The organism is Pseudoalteromonas sp. SG44-17 (assembly GCF_014164235.1).
Classification (GTDB): Bacteria; Pseudomonadota; Gammaproteobacteria; order Enterobacterales; family Alteromonadaceae; genus Pseudoalteromonas; species Pseudoalteromonas rhizosphaerae.
Map to the genome: position 1 here is coordinate 143,161 of NZ_JACJEV010000008.1, position 20,162 is coordinate 163,322.

Annotated in this window: 16 protein-coding genes, 1 other RNA gene and 1 pseudogene; 14 read left to right on the forward strand and 4 right to left on the reverse strand. The window is 39.8% G+C overall.

What is annotated here, in order from left to right; all coding sequences use genetic code 11:
- Positions 1-146: 146 nt before the first annotated feature.
- The 3 genes and pseudogenes from ssrA to H5182_RS08385 form a co-directional block, all read left to right on the forward strand.
- Positions 147-503, forward strand: a transfer-messenger RNA (tmRNA) gene (gene ssrA / locus H5182_RS08375).
- Positions 504-689: 186 nt separating this feature from the next.
- On the forward strand, positions 690-1,694 hold the full coding sequence (locus H5182_RS08380; RefSeq protein ID WP_182759874.1) for a Fic family protein: 1,005 nt from the start codon (positions 690-692) through the stop codon (positions 1,692-1,694).
- A gap of 20 nt (positions 1,695-1,714) precedes the next feature.
- A pseudogene (locus H5182_RS08385) lies at positions 1,715-2,056 on the forward strand (tyrosine-type recombinase/integrase); the annotation flags it as partial.
- A 39-nt stretch (positions 2,057-2,095) separates the two neighbouring features.
- On the opposite strand, the gene H5182_RS08390 reads toward H5182_RS08385, so the two are convergent.
- Entirely contained in the window at positions 2,096-3,394 is a 1,299-nt protein-coding gene (locus tag H5182_RS08390) for a hypothetical protein (protein ID WP_182759875.1), read from the reverse strand.
- A complete protein-coding gene (locus H5182_RS08395; protein WP_182759876.1) occupies positions 3,391-4,482 on the reverse strand; it encodes a nucleoid-associated protein in 1,092 nt (363 codons plus the stop codon). Before H5182_RS08395 ends, H5182_RS08390 begins: the two co-directional genes overlap by 4 nt.
- A gap of 418 nt (positions 4,483-4,900) precedes the next feature.
- Between H5182_RS08395 and H5182_RS08400 the strand changes: the two genes are divergently transcribed.
- Complete coding sequence (locus tag H5182_RS08400) at positions 4,901-5,653, forward strand: sulfite exporter TauE/SafE family protein (RefSeq protein WP_182734375.1); 753 nt, start codon at positions 4,901-4,903, stop codon at positions 5,651-5,653.
- Positions 5,654-5,780: 127 nt separating this feature from the next.
- Here the strand turns inward: H5182_RS08400 and H5182_RS08405 are convergent, their stop codons facing one another.
- Together H5182_RS08405 and H5182_RS08410 are read right to left on the reverse strand one after the other, a co-directional pair.
- Positions 5,781-6,578 (reverse strand): hypothetical protein, encoded by a 798-nt coding sequence (locus H5182_RS08405; protein WP_145242932.1) that lies wholly within the window; start codon positions 6,576-6,578, stop codon positions 5,781-5,783.
- A gap of 18 nt (positions 6,579-6,596) precedes the next feature.
- The gene (locus tag H5182_RS08410) at positions 6,597-7,109 is read right to left on the reverse strand and encodes a hypothetical protein (protein WP_182759877.1); all 513 of its coding nucleotides are present in this window, start codon (positions 7,107-7,109) and stop codon (positions 6,597-6,599) included.
- A gap of 137 nt (positions 7,110-7,246) precedes the next feature.
- On the opposite strand from H5182_RS08410, the gene H5182_RS08415 reads away from it, so the two are divergent.
- The 10 genes from H5182_RS08415 to H5182_RS08460 form a co-directional block, all read left to right on the forward strand.
- The gene (locus H5182_RS08415; RefSeq protein WP_145242935.1) at positions 7,247-8,302 is read left to right on the forward strand and encodes a phytanoyl-CoA dioxygenase family protein; all 1,056 of its coding nucleotides are present in this window, start codon (positions 7,247-7,249) and stop codon (positions 8,300-8,302) included.
- 551 nt (positions 8,303-8,853) lie between these two features.
- Positions 8,854-9,528 carry an aspartyl/asparaginyl beta-hydroxylase domain-containing protein gene (locus H5182_RS08420; protein WP_182759878.1) on the forward strand — a complete coding sequence of 225 codons (675 nt, stop codon included), beginning with the start codon at positions 8,854-8,856 and terminating at the stop codon, positions 9,526-9,528.
- A gap of 7 nt (positions 9,529-9,535) precedes the next feature.
- Positions 9,536-10,045 carry a GNAT family N-acetyltransferase gene (locus H5182_RS08425; RefSeq protein ID WP_182759879.1) on the forward strand — a complete coding sequence of 170 codons (510 nt, stop codon included), beginning with the start codon at positions 9,536-9,538 and terminating at the stop codon, positions 10,043-10,045.
- Between the two features lie 29 nt (positions 10,046-10,074).
- Positions 10,075-10,356 (forward strand): DUF6916 family protein, encoded by a 282-nt coding sequence (locus H5182_RS08430; RefSeq protein WP_054205190.1) that lies wholly within the window; start codon positions 10,075-10,077, stop codon positions 10,354-10,356.
- Positions 10,357-10,414: 58 nt separating this feature from the next.
- Positions 10,415-10,960 carry a phage tail protein gene (locus H5182_RS08435; protein WP_145242941.1) on the forward strand — a complete coding sequence of 182 codons (546 nt, stop codon included), beginning with the start codon at positions 10,415-10,417 and terminating at the stop codon, positions 10,958-10,960.
- Between the two features lie 14 nt (positions 10,961-10,974).
- Positions 10,975-11,505, forward strand: coding sequence for a phage tail protein (locus H5182_RS08440; protein WP_054205192.1), 531 nt, complete (start codon positions 10,975-10,977; stop codon positions 11,503-11,505).
- A gap of 12 nt (positions 11,506-11,517) precedes the next feature.
- Positions 11,518-12,054, forward strand: coding sequence for a phage tail protein (locus H5182_RS08445; RefSeq protein WP_054205193.1), 537 nt, complete (start codon positions 11,518-11,520; stop codon positions 12,052-12,054).
- Positions 12,055-12,175: 121 nt separating this feature from the next.
- A complete protein-coding gene (locus H5182_RS08450; RefSeq protein ID WP_182759880.1) occupies positions 12,176-13,423 on the forward strand; it encodes a S8/S53 family peptidase in 1,248 nt (415 codons plus the stop codon).
- On the forward strand, positions 13,413-14,561 hold the full coding sequence (locus tag H5182_RS08455) for a TIGR03032 family protein (protein ID WP_259398260.1): 1,149 nt from the start codon (positions 13,413-13,415) through the stop codon (positions 14,559-14,561). The genes H5182_RS08450 and H5182_RS08455 overlap by 11 nt, the downstream gene beginning before the upstream one ends.
- Before the next feature lie 5 nt (positions 14,562-14,566).
- Positions 14,567-20,162 (forward strand): Ig-like domain-containing protein (locus H5182_RS08460; RefSeq protein ID WP_259398261.1); only part of this gene is annotated, 5,596 nt, incomplete at its 3' end.

Here is a 20,162-nt window from a genome sequence, read left to right on the forward strand (position 1 = left end):
TTTGGTGCAATGAAGAGGATTAACATATATTTGCATATTTAATCAGCAACGCCATAGCAATATAAAATAAAGCATAAAAGGGCCTTGAGTATCAGCGCGTTACTCGGTTATACTGGCTGCACGCTCTGAATGAGTTTACTAATTCAGGGGCTGATTAGGATTCGACGGAATTCAAGAAGCCCAAGGTGCATGTCGAGGTGCGGTTTGCCTCGTTAAAAAGCCGCAATTTAAAGTAATCGCAAACGACGATAACTACTCTCTAGCAGCTTAGGCTGGCTAGCGCTCCTTCCATGTATTCTTGTGGACTGGATTTTGGAGTGTCACCCTAACACCTGATCGCGACGGAAACCCTGGCCGGGGTTGAAGCGCTAAAACTAAGCGGCCTCGCCTTTACTTACCGTGTTTGTCCGGGACTTAAAGGTTAATTAAATGACAATACTAAACATGTAGTACCGACGGTCGAGGCTTTTCGGACGGGGGTTCAAATCCCCCCAGCTCCACCAATATCGGTTTTTAAATTCGTTGATTTAAAAACCCTAAAAAACCCACCAATTTGAGCAATCAGGTTGGTGGGTTTTTTTATGGATTTCATTTATATAAAACAGCGGGTTTTCTGTACAAATAAAGTTTTAAAGTGCTATTTTAATAACCGCAAGTCAATTTAACTACCTAAGTAATGAATATAAATAATGCCTAAATACACACCGCCTTTTACCCTCAGCAACAAAATACTGACCCTAGTTGCGCAAATCAGTGAGCAAATAGGAAGGTTAACCATACAACAAAAGCAAGAGAAACTGCTGCGGTTGCGTAAAGTTAATCGTATGCGCACTGTACAGGGGTCACTGGCAATTGAAGGCAGCACCTTAACACAACAGCAAATTACCGCGATACTTGATGGCAAACGGATAATTGCACCACCTAAAGAAGTACAAGAAGCACATAATGCAATCAGTACCTACGATGCACTTGCAAAATGGCAACCAGCAAATAGTAAACACCTACTAGCAGCACATCAGTTGATGATGAAAGGTTTAGTTAAAGATGCGGGTATGTATCGTCAAGAAGGCGTAGGGGGGATGTCCGGTGAGCAAGTTGTACACATGGCACCGCAAGCTGAGCGCGTACCAAAACTAATGGCAGATTTACTGCAATGGCTAAAACACAGTGATGTGCACCCACTCATTGCTAGTTGTGTATTTCATTATGAATTTGAGTTTATTCACCCGTTCTCTGATGGTAACGGGCGAATGGGGCGTTTATGGCAAACACTAATTTTGTCTAAGTGGCATGAGGTGTTTGTGAATATTCCTGTAGAAAGCATGGTGTATCAACATCAAGATAATTACTATTTAGCGATTCGCCAAAGTACTCACCAAACCGATAGTGCTCCTTTTATAGAGTTTATGCTGCAGATGATTTATGACGCAATCTTAGAAGCGAATAACACTCCATTAAATGACGGTTTAAATGACGGTTTAAATGACGGTTTAAAACTCACAGCTCTAGACAAGAAAATTATTAAGCTAATAACTAACAATACGCATATTACACATATGCAATTGTCAGATGAGCTTAGTAAATCAGTAAGAACAATTGAAAGGCGCATTAAAATTCTAAAAGAAGCAGGGTTGATTAGACGAATTGGCGCTAAAAAAACGGGGTATTGGCAAGTTCATGATTCTCTAAAGTAGATGTTAAGCGTGGCGATAGCTACCGCATCACCTTTATTAATACCAAAGGTAAAAAGAACCGAACTGTGCCAATTAGTGAAAAGCTGTTTAATGAGATTCCTAAAAAGTCAGGGCCACTGTTTGCTGATTGTCGGAAAGCTTTTGAAAGGGCGGTAAATAAAACCGATATTAATTTACCCAAAGGGCAGTGTAGCCATGTTTTAAGGCATACTTTCGCAAGTCATTTTATGATGAACGGAGGTAATATTTTGGTACTACAGCAGATACTTGGTCATGCAAAGATTGAGCAAACGATGGTTTACGCACACTTTGCACCAAGCCATTTAGAAGATGCAATTAGATTAGGGCCAAGAATAGGTTAATTAAGTAGTTTAATTAACTTACTGGTTCAAAGTCTAAATTTAATTTATAGCCCAACTAATAGCTTTAATTATAGCTGTCAGAAAATTAGTAATACACTGAATGGGGTTGGAATGTAAGTTGGGTGAATAGTGAATGGTACTACGGCTGTATACCCAAGCAATCGAAATTATGCTGTGAAGCACAGTTATTGAACCGATAAAAAGAAACACATTTCTTGCAAATGTAATTCTGTTTTTGATTGCGATAGATAATTGCTCTACTTTTTTATAAGCTGGTGTACTTTTTTCCTCTAACCGTTCCATCAAACTTTTATACTCAAATTGTAAAGCCTTCAATGAATGCAATTCATTAATTACCATCAAAAAAATAAATACAGTTACTGCTAAAGAAATAAAGCCTATACCTATGTTGGCGGCAAATATCTCATCAGCTTTCTTTTCACTTGCTGTTTGGATAGATTGTACTCTTGTTGAAGTTAAGTAAATAGAAGCTGGAATTGCAAAGGTTTTTGTAATACCTGAACTTATAGATTCATTAATTGACTGTATGTACTCCCTATACTTTTCTTCATATTCAACTCTAAGCTCTTTAAATGAAAAGCCAACTATATAGGCTTGGTAATCATCGTCAAATCTATTTTCGAACTTACTAAAGTTACTTAGTAGATATGAAAACCGATCTTCTTCTTTTTCACAAAACAAAAATTTAAATAAAACATTTTGTAGTATATGATTTTTTTCAGTTTTATCTGTGTCGTCATTTTCCATTGTGTCGCAGAAGTTAGTTAACCCATCAAACTCTCTTTCTAGCATTTCTTCATTGTAACGTGATGTTATTGTCAGCTTTTTTCTATACAAGAAAAGCATGGAGTTGTTATCGGAATCATCAGCTTTATTACTTAATAATTTCCATATTTTACAAATCTCTAAGTAATGCTTTAAAGGAGATGAAATGATTACTTCATCTCCATTCTTATAAATGATTGGTTTTTTTGGGTTCTCAAATATAAAAAAGTGATCAGGAGATTCAACTGGATTAGATAATATTAACTCTTTAAATGATGGATATAATCGAATATCCTCTGAGCTACTTACAATGACTGAATATTTATTTCCATGTTTTAATTGGTCTAAAGTTGTTGGCCTCTTTCTTGTTTTGGAACTAAGCTGGCTAAATGAACTTTCCATAAGGCCACTTTTTTGAAGTAAATCAAAAGAGTCGAAGTCTTGATTGTCATAAAAAAATGTAAAATTGAAGCGCTCATTTTCTGCACACCATTCGAAGGTGTATTTTTGGAAAATATTTAAAATAGAGCTTTCAATTGAGTGAGCTGTCATCTTTTATTAAGCTCTTGAATCAGATCATCAGGAAGATTTTTAAACGTTAAAGTTTTACTTTTTTTATTAAACTCTACATTACCATTAGTTAATGCCTCTCTTTTGAAGCTAACTCGGTAATCTTTTGTTTCACCGTAGAATTTAGCAAATGATCTTAGAGTGGTTTTATCAAGAGTAATTTCATCTCCCAATCTATAGTTGTCTAGTGCTATTTGCATAAAACGGTCTGCAGTATCTGCGTTCTCGGCTTTAGGGAAAAGCATTTTAGAAATTACGTCTAAACTAACTTTTTGATCAGAATGATTATTTATTCTATCTAAGCAGTATAAACGAACCTGATGAAGCATTTCATTAGACTGCTCTGTGGTAATTCCTTTCTCTTTACAAATTTCTTCAATTGCTGCTTTTAAAGCATTCGTATCCTCGACATGGTCTTTAGTTTCTGAACAACCCAAAAACTCTTTAAAATACTCTCTAACAGCACCTGTACCTTTACCTAGTTTAAATGATAGAACCCTGTCTTCGTCTTCAGCCCAGTCATTTAAAGAAATTTTCGCACCTAAATTAAGAGAATCTAAATTAACCCTTTCGATTTCTTCAAATATTAACTCATCTTCATCTATATCGGTTCCAGATATCCGATGTAGAAAAATCAGACATAAGTAGAACTTCTGCTCTAAATTATCTTCATCTTCATCTTCATCTTCATCAATATCTGTCTCTGAATAAAGATAGGTTACTAAAAAGCCATCATTTGCAATTTTACCCTGTTTAGAATTTAATTTAGCTGCAAGTAACTTTGAAACTTTTTCCGCAAATAAATTTGGTGTTTTGATGGAGAAATCTCCGTCTAAGTGTATAAATTTATTCAAATTCTTTTCAAAGCTTAAAGGCTTTCCATTTTCATCGTCAACAGAAAAATCACCGACCAAAATACCTGAACCTTTAAATATAGATGTTAGCTTTTCCTCAACGTTGTCTGATAAAGTTGCAATATCGGTTTCATTTTTTGTTATTGCTTCTGCATTGCCATTTCTATCATTCCGTTTTATTGAAGATATTATTACATTGTGTAGTTCAGAAATCATTGAAGTCCCTATCTTAGTATTATTCTTTGTCCACATTGTGCCCAAATACACTAGATTACACAAGATACTTCAAGACTGAATAAGACCTTAACGGATTGATTTTTATGTAAGTTGTTGTTTTTATTGGTGGTAAGTAACAATTGAGGCTTTTCGGACGGGGGTTCAAATCCCCCCAGCTCCACCAATATCGGTTTTTAAATTCGTTGATTTAAAAACCCTAAAAAACCCACCAATTTGAGCAATCAGGTTGGTGGGTTTTTTTATGTTTAAGGCGAGGTGTTTTATTGTTTTAATAGCTCATCGCTTATTTTTATTTTATTGAAATAAGCGCTTCATTTTGCTGGTGCTTTAGGTACTCGCATCTTATTTTTACTCATGTTAACGTCATTATTCTGTTTTACTTGCCAAGTGATCTTACATGGAATTTTTAGCTGGCGATTTATTAACGCCGCTCAGCGTGATTGGGCTTATTATTTTGTCGGCTGTAACGTCGATGATTTCGGCGGCTTTTGGTGCTGGTGGCGGGTTGATGTTGTTGGTGGTGATGGCATCGTTATTGCCTATGAGTATTGTTATTCCGGTGCATGGGTTAGTGCAGCTGGGCTCAAATGCCAATAGGTTTATGCTGACTTTTAAACACCTTGATAAAAGTATGTTTGCGTACTTTTCACTCGGTGGGCTTATTGGTGCGTTTGCTGCGTCGTCTATTGTGACCCGTATTCCACTTGAACTGATGAAAATTGTCGTGGCAGGGTTTGTACTTTATTTATTATGGGGAGTGACGCCAAAGTTGCGTGAAACCTCAGCTTTATGGCGCAGTACAGCTGGTGCTGTGACAACATTTTTATCGATGTTTGTTGGCGCAAGTGGCCCGTTAGTGGGCAGTTGTTTGTATGTTAATAATTATGAAAAGCTAAGATATACCGCTACTTTTTCCGCTTGTATGAGTGTGCAACATACTTTTAAAGCTATTTTGTATGGCTTTGTAGGTTTTTCGTTTTGGCAGTGGTTGCCTTTAGTTGCGGCAATGATCATCAGTGGTGCGCTTGGCACGTGGCTTGGTTTACAGTTATTACAGCGGATTTCTGCGGCTAAGTTTAAACGTATTTTTCGGGTTGTTTTAACCTTACTTGCGCTGCAATTGGCATGGCAGGGGTTACAAGCGTTCTAGCTAACAATTTGTTAAAGCGCTATAAGTCTAGGTGTCATAGCGCTTTATAAATTCTAAGGAGTACAGGGACAAGGGCAGGCTTTTCTATTACACATCATTACAATGAGTGTTGCACTGATATTCTAAATCACACTGACTTTGGTAACGATGAATAGGCAATCACAGCGGCATCCCTGTGTGCTAGATCGGGGTGCTGTAACTTTTTACTGTATTCATCACAAAAGATGATTGCATCTCCTTTTGTTATCAATAAAGGGTCGTGAGTGAAGTTTAATAACAGCGATTGCCAGCGCTGTATTATTTCTTTTGGTGGGCTTGGCAGAACTTTTAATATTGCTTTTGATTGGGTAAATTGGCTGTTTATTGCGATGTTTAGCATGTCGTCGTTTGCAGCTCCTAGCCAGCTAGTACCGTTATCGCCAACACATAAAAGTGGCATATAAGGCGCAAGAGCTGGGCATACATCATTTCTATACACCTCAACTTTCCAATAGTTACGGGCTATTTTTACAAACTGAGTAAAATCTTTAATTGGGGTAAAGTTTGATGTCGCTAAAGGCAAAATCTCTACTCTGGGTTTATTGGCATTCACGGTGTCGTTAGAAACATCAATATACCAAGGGCCAATAATAAATGCGTTTTGAAAATACTCATCCCGCAGTGAACCCCATGCTTTTTGTAAAGGATTGCCCTGTGCAATAAGACCTTTTAATAAGCTAAGCCCTGGTTTGTTTGTGTGCGGCAGTTGTGCTTGTAGTAATGTAAATACCTCGTCTCTTATTTCTCTACAGCGGCCAATTGGATAAGGTTTTTCAGCAAAGTAAGGCATCGTAGGTGCAAGTGTTAAATCGGCTATTAATCTTAGTTGAGCTAAGTCAGCACATAGTAAAGTAAGCTGCTCTGAGGAAAAGTTATTATCAAGCACGTATATTCCTTATCGTATTTATTGTAATTTTTTTAGTTGAGCTTGTGTGTAGGCGTCATCTCTAAGCCACCTTAACATGTTTGGATAACCGTTGGGGTGATCAGGTTGTTCGCACATAAACCATGAATACAACAGCGGATAGCCAAAGCCAGTATTATTGCTAAAAGCGGTTATTAAGCTAGCTGAACTGCCTCTATAACCGTGTTTATGAAATAAAACATCGGGTGCAATATTTAAGTAACAGGCTGCGGCCCATGACCATGCAATCGCGGTCATTTCTTCAGCGGCTTGGTGATCATGGTTTTTCATATCGCCGGTTAAACAGGTTCTGTTTGTCTCTGAGGTTACTGCAATATGCCCTGCTTCATGAAGGATGTCACCAGGGTAGAGGCATTTTTCTAAATCAAGTAGTAAAGTTCCCTGGGCTACTTTAATTCCCGGCAAAAAAGCCTTTTCGTTTAACGTTTGATACCTGTGCTTTATTCCAATATGAGTAACAAAGGCGAGAATTTTTTCAATCTCAGTGTTCATACCACTCCCTGTATTTAGCAATTACAATTGTTGCTTACAGTAATATAGCACTCTATTCTAACTAAGTTTAGTTAGCGTTAATAAATCAATTTAAGGTGTTTTGCTTGTCTAAAATCAGGCAAGAAAAAGGAGTTATTATGCAAAATGAATTGATAGCAAAAGTGCCATCTCTGCACACAACAGCGCAGAGCATACTACCTTGTTATAAAGAAACTGGGCGCTTAGGTCTATTTCAATTAAAACGAATGTGGCACAAAGCGCAATTACAAAAACAAGGCTGTGCGGATAAAAAAATAATAGAAGGCGAATGGTCGCTTGATGTCATGATCATGGATACTTTAGGCTTAGGGCTCACACCGACGATAGAATTCATTTTTTCATCGGATAGTTTTTTAACGTTCGAAAACTGGGTAGAACAGCGTTATGGCATAGCTATTTCAAATACAGTTAAAAGTAAGTTAAATGAAAAGGTAGCAGCATTTTTTCAGCAAAAAGACCCAAAACAACAAAAAATATTACTAAATCAGCCTCGTCATTATGTTTTAACGTCACAGCAGTGGCAAAGCTGGGATGATAATGGTTACGTTATTATTCCTGAGTTGGTGGAAAAAACGCTATGTGAAAACGTTTGTAATATGATTTATGAACGTTTGAATATGGATAAACACAATCCTGCTTCATGGTACCGAAATCATGATCTTAAACAAGGAGTTATGGTACAAATTTTTAATGATATAACAATGCAAGCTATTCGGAAGCAGCCTCAGGTGCGGGATGTTTTTGAGCAACTGTGGGGTAAAAGTAATTTAACTGTAAGTACTGATAGGGTTGGTTTTAACCCGCCAGAGACATTGAGTTGGCAGTTTCCCGGGCCAAATCTGCACTGGGATATTAATTTTAATAAACCGCTCACCTTTGCAACGCAAGGGTTACTGTACCTTACTGACGTTACCGCTGATCAAGGTGCGTTTAGTTGTGTTCCTGGTTTTCATAAAAAAATAGACGGCTGGCTTGCTAGCTTACCTAAAAACACCAATCCACATCATTTTAATTGCCAACAATGGCACAGTACGCCTTTGCCTGCAAAAGCGGGCAGTTTAATTGTTTGGCAACATACACTGCCGCATGGTAGTTGTCCAAATAGGACGAATAGTCCTCGAATTGTGCAATATATAAATATGAGCTCATTATAAAGCTAAGCAAATCAAGCCTGCAGTTATTTATAAGAATAAAAATGATGCCATGTAATAACGTGTAATGTTTTTTATAACACTCCTGTGCCATGCTCAAGATAATTTAAATTAAGCTGCATTTACTAAGCCTTTTATTTTTTTTATGGTTTTTTATGATGTTTGATATAAGTCAAATAAATTAAAGCTATATAAAATAAATGAAAATTAAAGTTGTACCCTATAGCTTTTAAACTAAGCTCTTAACTGAATGTAGTATTAATTCCCTAATAGAATTTAGCGCGATAATTGGATATCAAAGGAATACTTCAGTATGGAAGCACAAAGTTCACAGCTTACAAAGCGTTTACGGCGCGCAAAACCAATAATTTGTTATTTAAAGTCTTTACTTAAAATGCAATTAGAGTCATGTGCTAAAGCCGTTATAGTGAGTGAAAGTAGCTCAACATACCGCAACAATATACATACAGAAATCGATTTCACCCCCATCCTGTATACACTTTGTTTTAAGATTAAATACTTGCTCATTCATTCTCTTCGTTTGAGAACAAATAATGAATGATGACATACTTATTCCTGAAGTTGTTAATGCTGGTGAGAATATAGTCTCTCCAGTCATTTCGTTTGCCAAACTTGAAATTTTTTATAATGTAAAAAAGATGTCTGCCGATTTGCTTGTAGCAAAAAAATTAGAATGGGTTAGACATGTTAATACCCAGTGTTATCAGGGCGGTTGGGATGTATTGCCTTTAAGAGTGCCTGTTGAACATGCTGATAAGCATGTGATTCTGCAATCTTTCGCAATTGAGTCTAGCTCAAGTTTTATTGATGGCGATCACCTTCAATATTTACCTTCTATTAGTGAGTTATTGTCAGAATTTAAATGTAATATTTTATCTGCACGGCTTATGCGCCTTTCCCCCAACTCTTTGATTAAACCCCACCGTGACCTTGGATTGAGTATTGAGCTATCAGCCCAGGCACGTATTCATATTTCTTTAGAGACATCTGAACATGTTGAATTTTTAGTGGATGATTTAAAAGTTCCAATAAGTCAGAGCAGCTGTTGGTATATAAATGCCGATGCGGAACATTCTGTAATAAATACTGGTGATACACCAAGAATCAACCTTGTCATAGACTGTAATGTTAATGAGTGGTTGTTGGATTTAATTATGAACTCTAAAGATAAAACATATTGTAGTAAAAAAAGTAAGCTAAGGAGCTAAAGAGGTAATGAAACTTAATATTCCTAAGGGCTTAAATATAAGACCGTCAAATGCAAACGATAAGCCTTTTTTAGAAAAGCTGCATAGTTTAATGCGACAAGACTTACAGTTAATTGATGGCGAAAAAGATTTTGTAGAGTCAATTGTGGAAATGCAGTTTAAAGCTCAAACCCAAGGGTATGGAGATAAGTTCCCCAATGCAATGTACTTTATTATTGAAAAACATCATGAAGCAATCGGTAAGGCAACCATTGATTTTGGCCCAAATGAAATTCGCATCGTCGATATTGGCTTTTTACCAAGTGCGAGAGGGCATGGTTTTGGCTCAGCGATAATCCAATCGTTTCAAAGTGCTGCATTACAATCTGGTGCACCTTTAACACTGACCGTTGAGCAATATAATTTTGCTGCTAAGCAGTTGTATGCGCGTTTAGGGTTTCAAGTTGAATCAATTAGCCCGCCATATGAATTTATGGCGTGGTACCCACACCCAGTGAAATTAATGAGTGGTGTGTGACTAAGCGAAGTTAAACACAGGAGTTGAATATGGAAAAGTTTACGTTTGAAAATGTTGAAAGAGCACAAGGGTCAATTGTTAAGGTTGCTGGTCAAGATGGTGAAGTAGAGTTAAAGGTATCATCAGTTGATAGAACAAAACTGAATGGGGAACAATGGGATGCATTTCGTGTTTTGCTTAAAGGCTCTGCAAATGAACCTTTAGAACAAGGCACATATAGACTCACACACGATGCATTTAATGATGCAGAGCTGTTTCTATCACCAAATAGCGAAACTGAGTATGAGATATACATCACGACACAAAAATAGTACTTCGTGTTTAATAGACTAAATTATTCGTTTAATAAAAGTGAGTAGGGAGATTTATATGGCTGATCCGTTTATATCTGAAATACGACCATTTGCGTTTGATTTTGCCCCAAAAAATTGGGCATTCTGTAATGGTGGAGTGATCGCAATTACACAGAATGGGGCACTGTATGCTCTATTAGGGACTCAGTTTGGTGGTAACGGAACAAGTGATTTTAAGTTACCGGACTTACGGGGGCGCACGCCTATCGGTAGTGGGTTTTTGAGCACTGAAAACCGTCCCTTTTATGCTGGAGATAGTTCAGGGGAGGAAACGGTTAGGTTAACGTTAGATGAAATGCCAGCGCATACGCATGCAGTAAAAGCTACGGCTAGCATAGCCGCTAATAGCCCCGCGTTTACAGATCGTATATTTTCTGAATCAAAGGATAATAAGGGTACCTCAGCTGAACCTTTCGTATACGGTTCATCGTTAGATTTGACAGAACTTGCTCAGGATGTTGTTAGTAGTAGCGGGAGTGGGTCGCCACATACTAATCTTCAACCTTTACTCGTACTTAATTTTTGTATTGCACTGGAAGGTACCTTTCCAGCTAGAAATTAAAAAAGGAAACTAGCATGTCTGAGTCATTTGTCGGTGAAATAAAAATGATTGCTACTACATTCTCACCTAGGCAGTGGGCATTTTGTAGCGGGTCTACTTTTTCAATAAGTCAAAACCAAGTGTTATTTGCATTGATTGGCGCACAATATGGCGGTGATGGGCGCTCGTCATTTATGCTGCCTGATTTAAGAGGGCGTGTACCCGTACATTTTGGGCAAGGCCCAGGATTACAACCTTACCCTATAGCGCGTCAGGCTGGCGTAGAAAAAGTGACGCTTCTACCACAGCAGATGCCAGCACACACCCATAGCTTGCAGGCAAATAATAATCGTGCAACTACATCTACAGCCATTGGTAATGTTTTGGCGAGAAGCCCTGCAACTGAGTCAACTTATATATCAGGCGCTGTCACGGGAGAAAGTCAGCAACTAAATGACGCTGCAGTTGAAACTGTGGGTGCTAATGAGCCGCATACTAATATGATGCCTTATTTGGCTATACATTTTATTATTTGCCTCAACGGCCTCTTCCCATCAAGAAATTAAAGGAGAAATATTATGGCTGAACCATTTATGGCTGAAATTAGAATATTTGGTCTTACGTATAGTCCTAGAGCTTGGGCTAAATGCGCAGGGCAAATACTCAGTATTTCACAATCTACAGCGCTATTTAGTTTGCTGGGAACTAATTTCGGTGGTGATGGACGAACAACATTTGGAGTCCCTGATTTACAAGGCAGAGCACCAATGCATGCGGGATCAGGGATAGGACTAACGACTCGGCCATTTTCTACCTTTGGTGGTGTTAGCCAAGTAGCGTTGGCCCCCATACAGCTACCTAAGCATGACCATGTTATTTCAGGTGTATTTCAAGCTGGTAATACTGACCAACCAAGTGATAATCAACTTGCAATAGACGTTGCCTCCTCAGGTGGTGCACTGCGATATACTGCGCCACTGGATAGTAATACAAGTGCTATGAGTAGCAGCAGTTTAGCATCGTCAGGTAAGAGTCAGCGGCATGAAAATATGCAACCTAGCTTAGCGTTAAACTTTTGCATTGCACTAGATGGAATTTATCCACCAAGAAATTGATGTGTGAGAATACAGATTTTAGTTTGAAATCTGTATTCTACATATGATGAAAAACCATTATGTTTGTGCAGGAAGTAAGTTATATGTTGTTTGAAAGAGCTCTGTTGGTTGTTATTTACTTATGTTGAAATACCTTAATTGGCATATTGTTTTCAGCTGTTTAATTATAGTTGTGTGCTTATTTGCAAGAGATGTATCTGCTCAGGCGAGTTTAGACAAGCTGCAATTTAAAAGCTCTAAAGGTAGTGTTGTATTTGCCAAGCATGACAGTAATTTTTTGATTGATGATGCAGGGAAGATGTACGCTTTTAACAAAAAAATAATAATACTCTCTTTGCTATCAGTCGATGAGATCTCACAGCTACATGATGAAATAAAACAAGTTCAAGTAATCGCTAATATAGAAAGTGAATTGGTTTACTGGGTAACACCTAGACCCGAATATTTTTTTGATGTTTATTTAGCGTTAAGCAAACATCAAGATGTGCTAGAGATCGAACCAGATATTGCACCTGTCACAAAGTTAGTTACGTCAGGAACAAGCAGGCAGACTAGCAGCGTGCTTGTGTCACAAAATGCTCCTTTATGCGATAAACCAGAGAATACTGTGCGGGTTGCAATTATTGATGACGGCTTTGATTTTACTCACCCAGAGTTTGATGATTTAACAGTATTGTTTGAATATGATCCTGATGAAAAAACACTGGCAACCAGTGCTAAAAACCCAACTGATTACCATGGTACACGTGTTGTTGGAGTTATTGCTGCAAAGCAAGATAATATAGGGGTTGAGGGTTTCGCACCGACTAGTGAAATAATAGCTATCAGGCAAGTTTCAACATGGTCATCTTCTATAATATTGGCATTTCAGGTCGCTAAGTTGATGAAAGCGGATGTTATCAACTGTAGTTGGGTTTTACCGTTATTATCGGGTATTACGTCACTGGTAATTGAGAATGTTGCATCTGCATCAAATGCACCTATTATCGTTGTTTCAGCAGGAAATTCGGGTAAGAAAGCTTGTGAAGTCAATCATCTATCGGCATTAAGTTCAGTGGTTGTTATAGGGGCAATAAATAAAAATGGGAATGTTGCTGAGTTTTCTAATTATGGGCAATGTGTTGATTATTACGCCCCTTCTTCAATTGCATCAACGTCACTTAATGGGTATGTAAATTTTGGTGGCACCTCATCATCAGCCGCTATTGTTTCAGGCGTTGTGGCACAGCTAAAAGCATGCGGAGTTGAATACCCGTTAACAAAATTAACGATGGTTGAAAATATTTTGCCTGCACATGTAGTTAATAAAAATAATATAAAGAGTGTAACTTTGATTAGATCAAAAGGTAGTGAAATTAATGAGCACTGAAATGGAACCGTTAGATTTTAGTAGCACCCACAGTGACAACTTCCCAAAAATATTGGCTCAGTTGGGCGTATCGTTGATTGCGACAAGTTATCAATCACAACGTGTTATTTTAGTGCGTTCCAATAATGGCAAGCTAGAAACAAAATTAAAGGCATTTCCAAGACCAATGGGACTTTATGCCGACGAAAATAGGGTCACGCTTGGAACACTAAATCAAGTAATCGACTTTCAAAAAACACCAAGTGGTTATGCTGATGTTATTAATGGGAACCTTGATCGTTATGAAGAGTTGCCAAAAAAATTACAAGATAATGAACTCAGAGATAGCCCCAAATTTCGTGAAGAGTGGGATGAACAAGTCAAAAGTGTAAAGGCAGCCGACAGTTTGTTTATAGAAAGAGCGACTTTATCAACAGGTATGATCAACATCCATGATATTTGTTGGGGTAATGATGGTTTGTGGGTAGTTAACTCGATGTTCTCTTGTTTAAGTAAGTTAAGTCCTGACCATAGTTTTGTCGCTGCTTGGGTGCCGTCGTTTATTTCAGAACTGAAGCCGGAAAATAGATGCCATTTAAATGGCATGGCGTTGTTAGATGGTGTGCCTCGTTATGCTACAGCCTTTAGTGAATCAGATACAGCACAAGGTTGGCGTGAAGAGCTAGGGAATAAAGGGGTGCTTATTGATGTCGTTGAAAATAAGGTCATCAAATCAGGTATTTCAATGCCACATTCGCCAAGATGCCACGCAGGCAAGGTGTATTATTGTGCATCTGGAGATGGCGATATTCATGTATACGATCCAAAGTCAGGTACTAATAGAGTTTTATGTGAGTTGCAAGGTTTTACAAGGGGAATGACGTTCTTTGGTGACTTGATGCTTGTCGGTACGAGTACATTACGTAAATCAGAAGAGCATATTCGCTTTAAAGCAAACCCAAGATTATTAGATGGGAAAAGTGTGTGCGCAATATGGTTAGTGAATGTAAATACAGGTGAGGTGGTAGGTAATTTGACTTTTACGGGTGATGTAAAACAGATTTACGATATTGCTGTTGTACCGAACTGCAGGAAACCAGAGCTATTTCAAAGCTCAGACGCGTTGTCTAGCCATATTTTTGAATTTTGTCGAGGATGAGTATCATGGAACGTTTAAGCTTAAATAAAACTTTTTTAGGGGTTGCGATTTCTGCAGTAATAGCTAGCGGGGCTTACGCAGAAACAGTAAATGAAGCTGTAGATTTAAAACAATTTTCAAAAAAGTTAGCGCTAGAAACTGAAGATGAAATAGTTGGTATAGAGTCAAAAAGCCCATTTTCGACATTTAGTCGAGGGCAAAAAGCCCAATCACACTTAGTAAACCCAGATATAAATAATACATTAAGCTTTTTAAAAGAGCAGGGATTACTTGAAACGAATGAACAAAAAGTAAGTATTGTTAAGGGCGATAATACACAAGTAAAAAGTGATTTACTAATAAGAAAGGTGTTTGCAAGTGCAAACTGCACCCTACCAGGCGGGGCGTGCACCACTGTAAGCTCTTCTAGCTGTACTTTGAGAGGTGGTAGTGTTGGCGCTTGTGGGTCATCGCCAGAAATAGATGTTGAAGAAAGTGGATCGACAACTGTAAGCGAAGACTTTGGCAGTGTTGCAGCGGATGGTGTAGCAACTACAACAAAAACCTTTACGGTAAAAAATGAAGGCACTGGTAATTTAACGACTACGGCTGTTTCTATAACAAGTGGAAGTAGCGACTTTTCAATTACAGGCGGTACATGTGCTACGAATGGTCAAACATTAAGCTCAGGTATGCAATGTACGATACTTGTAACTGTACAAACGACAACAGTTGGTGGGATATCAGGTAATTTAAGAATTAGCAACACTGATGCAAATGAGAGTATGTATAATGTGTCTTTGAGTGCCACAGGTACTTCTACAAATTCAGCGCCTGTTGTTGATTTAAATGGTGGGATTCCAGGTACAGGGAGTTCAGTGTCATTTACCGAAGGTAGTGGTGCTGTAAATATTGCGCCCGATGCTAGTGCAGAGGATAGTGATGGCGATACAATAACAACAATAACCGTTGCATTAACCAACGATCAAAATGGCGCCTCAGAAGGGCTTAATGTTTCAGCGACTGTACAAAATGCACTTGGTGGTATATCCGGTGCCTCAGACATTACTCTGCAAGATACCATCTCAATCACCGGTGCAACAGCATCAGCCGCTGAAGTGGCCACCTTTTTGCAGAATATCACTTACGATAATACTTCAAATATGCCCGATGAAACTGCTAGAACGGTGACGGTGGTTATTAATGATGGCACTGTAAATAGTGTAAGTCGTACAGCGACTATTTCGGTTGCTAATATTACTTCTGCGAGTTCTACCGCAGCTGGATTTAGTACCTTAAACGGCACAAATTTATCTCCAGGCATTACTTTTACTAGCGAGAATGAAACACTCACAATTGCTAATACTAGCCACGTAACTGGGTCAACAGCCGATGGCGGTGGCGGCACTGATACACTGTCTGTAGTGTCGGGTGTAGACTTAACTGGGCTCACAAGCTTAACGGGTTTTGAAACCTTAACGCCTTATAACAATGGTTCATTGACATTAAGTGAAACGCAGCATGACAGTTTCACTACTATAAATGGTACAGGTACAAATCAATTTACTATCGCTAGTGCCAATGGCGATCAAACGCTCACTGGCGACACTGATATTGAAACCTATGTGCTTGGCGCTGCAATGACCTTTACGCTTGGTAGCGCAGCGCAAAATGTAACTGGCAGCAGCGCAGATGATACCGTTAATATTAATGCCTTCACGGTAACAGGTACATTGAATGGCGCTGCGGGTACCGATATATTGCAGGCTGGCACTGGTGCTGATCTTAGTGGTGCAACAATATCTGCCTTTGAGTCATTAACACTTGCCAGTGGTGCTAGTGTGACCATGACTGAAGCACAGCACGATGGTTTTACAACGTTTACAGCTCCAGGCGCAGAAACGATAACTATTAGCTCAGCAACGGATGGACTAACAGGCAACAGTGCGATTGAAACGTATGTTTTATCTGCACCAAATACATTCACCCTTGGCGCTGCGGGGCAAAATTTTACGGGTAGCACCGGCGACGATACTCTCAATGTTGGCTCGCTTAGCGCTACCGGTATTTTAGCGGGCAACACCGGCACTGATACGTTATCTATTAGTAGTGGTGGCAGTATTTCTGGCGCCACGGTTAGCGGCTTTGAAAACTTGACGGTAGCAAGTGGCGGTTCAGCAAGTATTGCTGCATCACAGCTAGCATTGTTCTCAGGCACTGTCTCAGGCAGTGGTAATGAGACGCTAGATATTTTAGGTGATGGTAATTTCGCTACAGTATCAGCAATTGAAAGCTACACATTAAATGACGATAGCACGAACGCGCGTACAGTATCTATTAGTGCCGCGGGGCACTCAGTAACAGCTAGCTCCGTAACTGATGCCATTACGTTTGATATTGGCACACTAGCTTATACGGGAACAATTACCGGCGAAAATAGTGTTGCTGATACATTGTCTATGAGTAGCGGCGCAAACATTAGTAATGCCACGATTAGTAATGTGACTAATTTAACTCTCGCTTCGGGCGCGTCAGTGTCGATGACGGCCAGCCAGCATAGTAGTTTTACGGGCACCATAACAGCGCCAGGTTCAGAAACTATTACTATCACCGGTGATGGTGATTTCACAACTTTAACTGGCATTGAAAGCTACGATGTAGCTGATGACAGTACAAATACCAGAACGATCACCGTATCAACAGGGACCACTAATGTTACGGCTGGTTCGTCAACCGACGCCATAATTTTTGCAATTGGTAATAGTGCATACACGGGCACGTTAATTGGCGAAAATAGTGTTGCCGACCAAGTACAAGTAACTGATGGTGCAGACATTAGCGGCGGTGGATTTTTAAATATAGGCACTCTTTCGTTAGCTAGTGGCGCAACAGTGGCTATTGATGCGGCTAATATTGGTAATTTTAATACTGCTATAACGGGTAGTGCGGGGACTGAAACACTGAAACTGATGGATGGTGGGGCGTTTGATTTTACCAGTACCTCAGTGTCTGCTGTTGAAGGCGTGGCAATAGGAACTGACAATAATGCCACGATAACCTTGACTGACAACTTTAATGCCAATGGTCAAGCAGTATCAGTGTCAAATGTCAGTGGCGGTGAAATTACAGCTGCCCTATCAATAAATGCTTCAGCCTTTACCAGTGACATATTGACAATTACAGCCAGCAATTTTAATGGTGATGATACTATTGTTGGCGGTAGCGGCGCAGATACCATCCGCCCTGGCGGTGGTACTGATTCGATGACGGGCAATGCAGGTAACGATAATTTTGTCGGCAGTGCATCACAATTATCAGGGGATACCATCACCGATCTAGCCGTAGGTGATACCTTAACGATTACTGGCGTGACAGGGCTTTCAAGTGCAAATGTGCGATTTAATGGCACGAGTACATTAGAAGTTGATACAGATGCCACCGATTTTAATATTTCTGAGCTTACGCTCTCATTAAGTAATTCACCAGGCTCAAGTTTAGCTTTTAGCGTTGCTGAAAGTGGTAGCGATACCATAATAACTTTTGTTGAGCCAAATAGCGCCCCCGTATTTAGTAGTTTGAATGGCGGTGCAACCTTCATTGAAAATGGCTCTGCAATTGTTATCGACTCTGATGTGACTATCGCTGATACTGAGCTCGATGCCCTTAATGGCGCAATTGGTAATTATAATAATGCCAGTTTAACTATTAGTCGAAACGGTGGGGCAAGTACTGAAGATGTTTTTGCGAACAATAACTTATTGGGCGCGCTAATTGAGGGTAATACGTTTACTTATAATTCGACCACAGTCGGAACGGTAACGACTAACTCCTCAGGTACCTTGGTACTGACCTTTAATGCTAATGCTACATCTGCAATTGTTGACTCAGTTTTACAAAGCATTACCTATCAAAATAGTTCCGAATCTCCATCATCATCAGTGACTTTGGATTATGTCTTTAATGATGGGATAGCAAACAGCGCGGGTACAAATCAAGCGATAGTGAATATTACTGGGCAAAATGATGCCCCAACGGATATTTCACTTTCATCGGCAAGTATAAATCAATCATCAACTGGACCTGGTGCTAATATAGGGGCGCTTACTACCTCAGATGTAGATACCACCGACAGTCATAGTTATACGTTTGTAAGCTCAGGCGCAAGTGTAAACGGTACATGTAGCGCTGACACAAACAATAGCAGTTTTCAGATTAGTGGCACCTTAATTCAGACGCAAGCTGCACTTAGTGCAGGAAGTTACATTGTGTGCGTACAAAGTAACGATGCAACAACAACTTTTCAAAAAACGTTTACTATAACGGTAAATGATAATGTTGCGCCAAGTGCGCCATCTACCCCTGATTTAAATGCGGCTGCTGATTCAGGGTTATCTACTACGGATAATATTACCAACGATACCACGCCAACATTTAGTGGCACTGCTGAGAGTGGTTCAACAGTTAGTCTTTACAGCGACCAAGTTGGTGCTGGAGCAACTGTAATCGGGTCTGGCATAGCGACCGATGGCAATTGGCAAATTACCACTAGCACTTTAACTGCCGGTTTAGACCATGCTATTTCAGCAAAAGCAACAGACTCAGCAAGTAATGTAAGTAGTAGCTCAAGCGCACTTACAGTGACAATTGACACAACCGCGCCGAGCGCACCGAGCGCAGCCGATCTAACAGCAGCCAGTGATAGTGGTTCTTCGAGTACAGATAATATAACCAATAATACAACACCCACTTTTACAGGTACAGGCACCACAGGCGACACTATTACTCTTATTTCAAGTATTGATGGCTCAATAGGCAGTACTGTTGTTAGTGGTGGGGTGTGGAGTATCACCGTGGGCTCAGCAATGACGAGTGGCTCGCATACTATTGTGGCACGCGCGACGGACTCTGCTGGTAATATTACCAATGGAACGAGTACTACAATAACCATTGATACTAACGTGAGTGCACCGAGTATTACCACCCCGATTGAAGTAGATGGTCGGATCAATGCTGTGGAAGATGCGCATGTGCTTATACAAGGTAGCGGCGCTGACTCTGGCGCTACGGTTAATGTGACCATTAGCGATGGTTCGAATAACTTATCACGGACTGTGACGGCCGATGGCTCTGGGGCATGGACTATCAGTGGTAGTGAGTTTGATGTCAGCAGCTTTAATGATGGCACGCTCACCGTCAGCGCCACACAAAGTGATTCGGCGGGTAATACTTCAAGCGCAGCCAGCACCGCGGTGATTTTAGATAACGCAGCACCAAGTGCCTTGACGATCGCCACCCCGATTGAGGTTGATGGCCGGATCAATGCCGTAGAAGATGACAGTGTATTGATCACCGGCTCTGGGGCGGAAGCCACTGCCAGCGTCAGTGTGACTATCAGCGATGGTTCGAATAACCAATCGCGTACTGTGACGGCTGATGGCTCTGGGGCATGGACTATCAGTGGTAGTGAGTTTGATGTCAGCAGCTTTAACGATGGCACGCTCACCGTCAGCGCCACACAATCGGATACAGCGGGCAATACTTCAAGTGCAGCCAGCACCTCAGTGATTTTAGATAACGCAGCACCGAATGCCTTGACCATAACGACCCCGATTGAGGTTGATG

What these genes read in the sequence shown, in the direction of transcription:
- H5182_RS08430 (WP_054205190.1), top strand. Translation starts at nt 10,075, where the DNA reads ATGGAAAAGTTTACGTTTGAAAATGTTGAAAGAGCACAAGGGTCAATT.
- H5182_RS08400 (WP_182734375.1), top strand. Translation starts at nt 4,901, where the DNA reads ATGGAATTTTTAGCTGGCGATTTATTAACGCCGCTCAGCGTGATTGGG.
- H5182_RS08435 (WP_145242941.1), top strand. Translation starts at nt 10,415, where the DNA reads ATGGCTGATCCGTTTATATCTGAAATACGACCATTTGCGTTTGATTTT.
- H5182_RS08415 (WP_145242935.1), top strand. Translation starts at nt 7,247, where the DNA reads ATGCAAAATGAATTGATAGCAAAAGTGCCATCTCTGCACACAACAGCG.
- H5182_RS08445 (WP_054205193.1), top strand. Translation starts at nt 11,518, where the DNA reads ATGGCTGAACCATTTATGGCTGAAATTAGAATATTTGGTCTTACGTAT.
- H5182_RS08395 (WP_182759876.1), bottom strand. Translation starts at nt 4,482, where the DNA reads ATGATTTCTGAACTACACAATGTAATAATATCTTCAATAAAACGGAAT.
- H5182_RS08440 (WP_054205192.1), top strand. Translation starts at nt 10,975, where the DNA reads ATGTCTGAGTCATTTGTCGGTGAAATAAAAATGATTGCTACTACATTC.
- H5182_RS08390 (WP_182759875.1), bottom strand. Translation starts at nt 3,394, where the DNA reads ATGACAGCTCACTCAATTGAAAGCTCTATTTTAAATATTTTCCAAAAA.
- H5182_RS08380 (WP_182759874.1), top strand. Translation starts at nt 690, where the DNA reads ATGCCTAAATACACACCGCCTTTTACCCTCAGCAACAAAATACTGACC.
- H5182_RS08425 (WP_182759879.1), top strand. Translation starts at nt 9,536, where the DNA reads ATGAAACTTAATATTCCTAAGGGCTTAAATATAAGACCGTCAAATGCA.
- H5182_RS08420 (WP_182759878.1), top strand. Translation starts at nt 8,854, where the DNA reads ATGAATGATGACATACTTATTCCTGAAGTTGTTAATGCTGGTGAGAAT.
- H5182_RS08410 (WP_182759877.1), bottom strand. Translation starts at nt 7,109, where the DNA reads ATGAACACTGAGATTGAAAAAATTCTCGCCTTTGTTACTCATATTGGA.
- H5182_RS08455 (WP_259398260.1), top strand. Translation starts at nt 13,413, where the DNA reads ATGAGCACTGAAATGGAACCGTTAGATTTTAGTAGCACCCACAGTGAC.
- H5182_RS08450 (WP_182759880.1), top strand. Translation starts at nt 12,176, where the DNA reads ATGTTGAAATACCTTAATTGGCATATTGTTTTCAGCTGTTTAATTATA.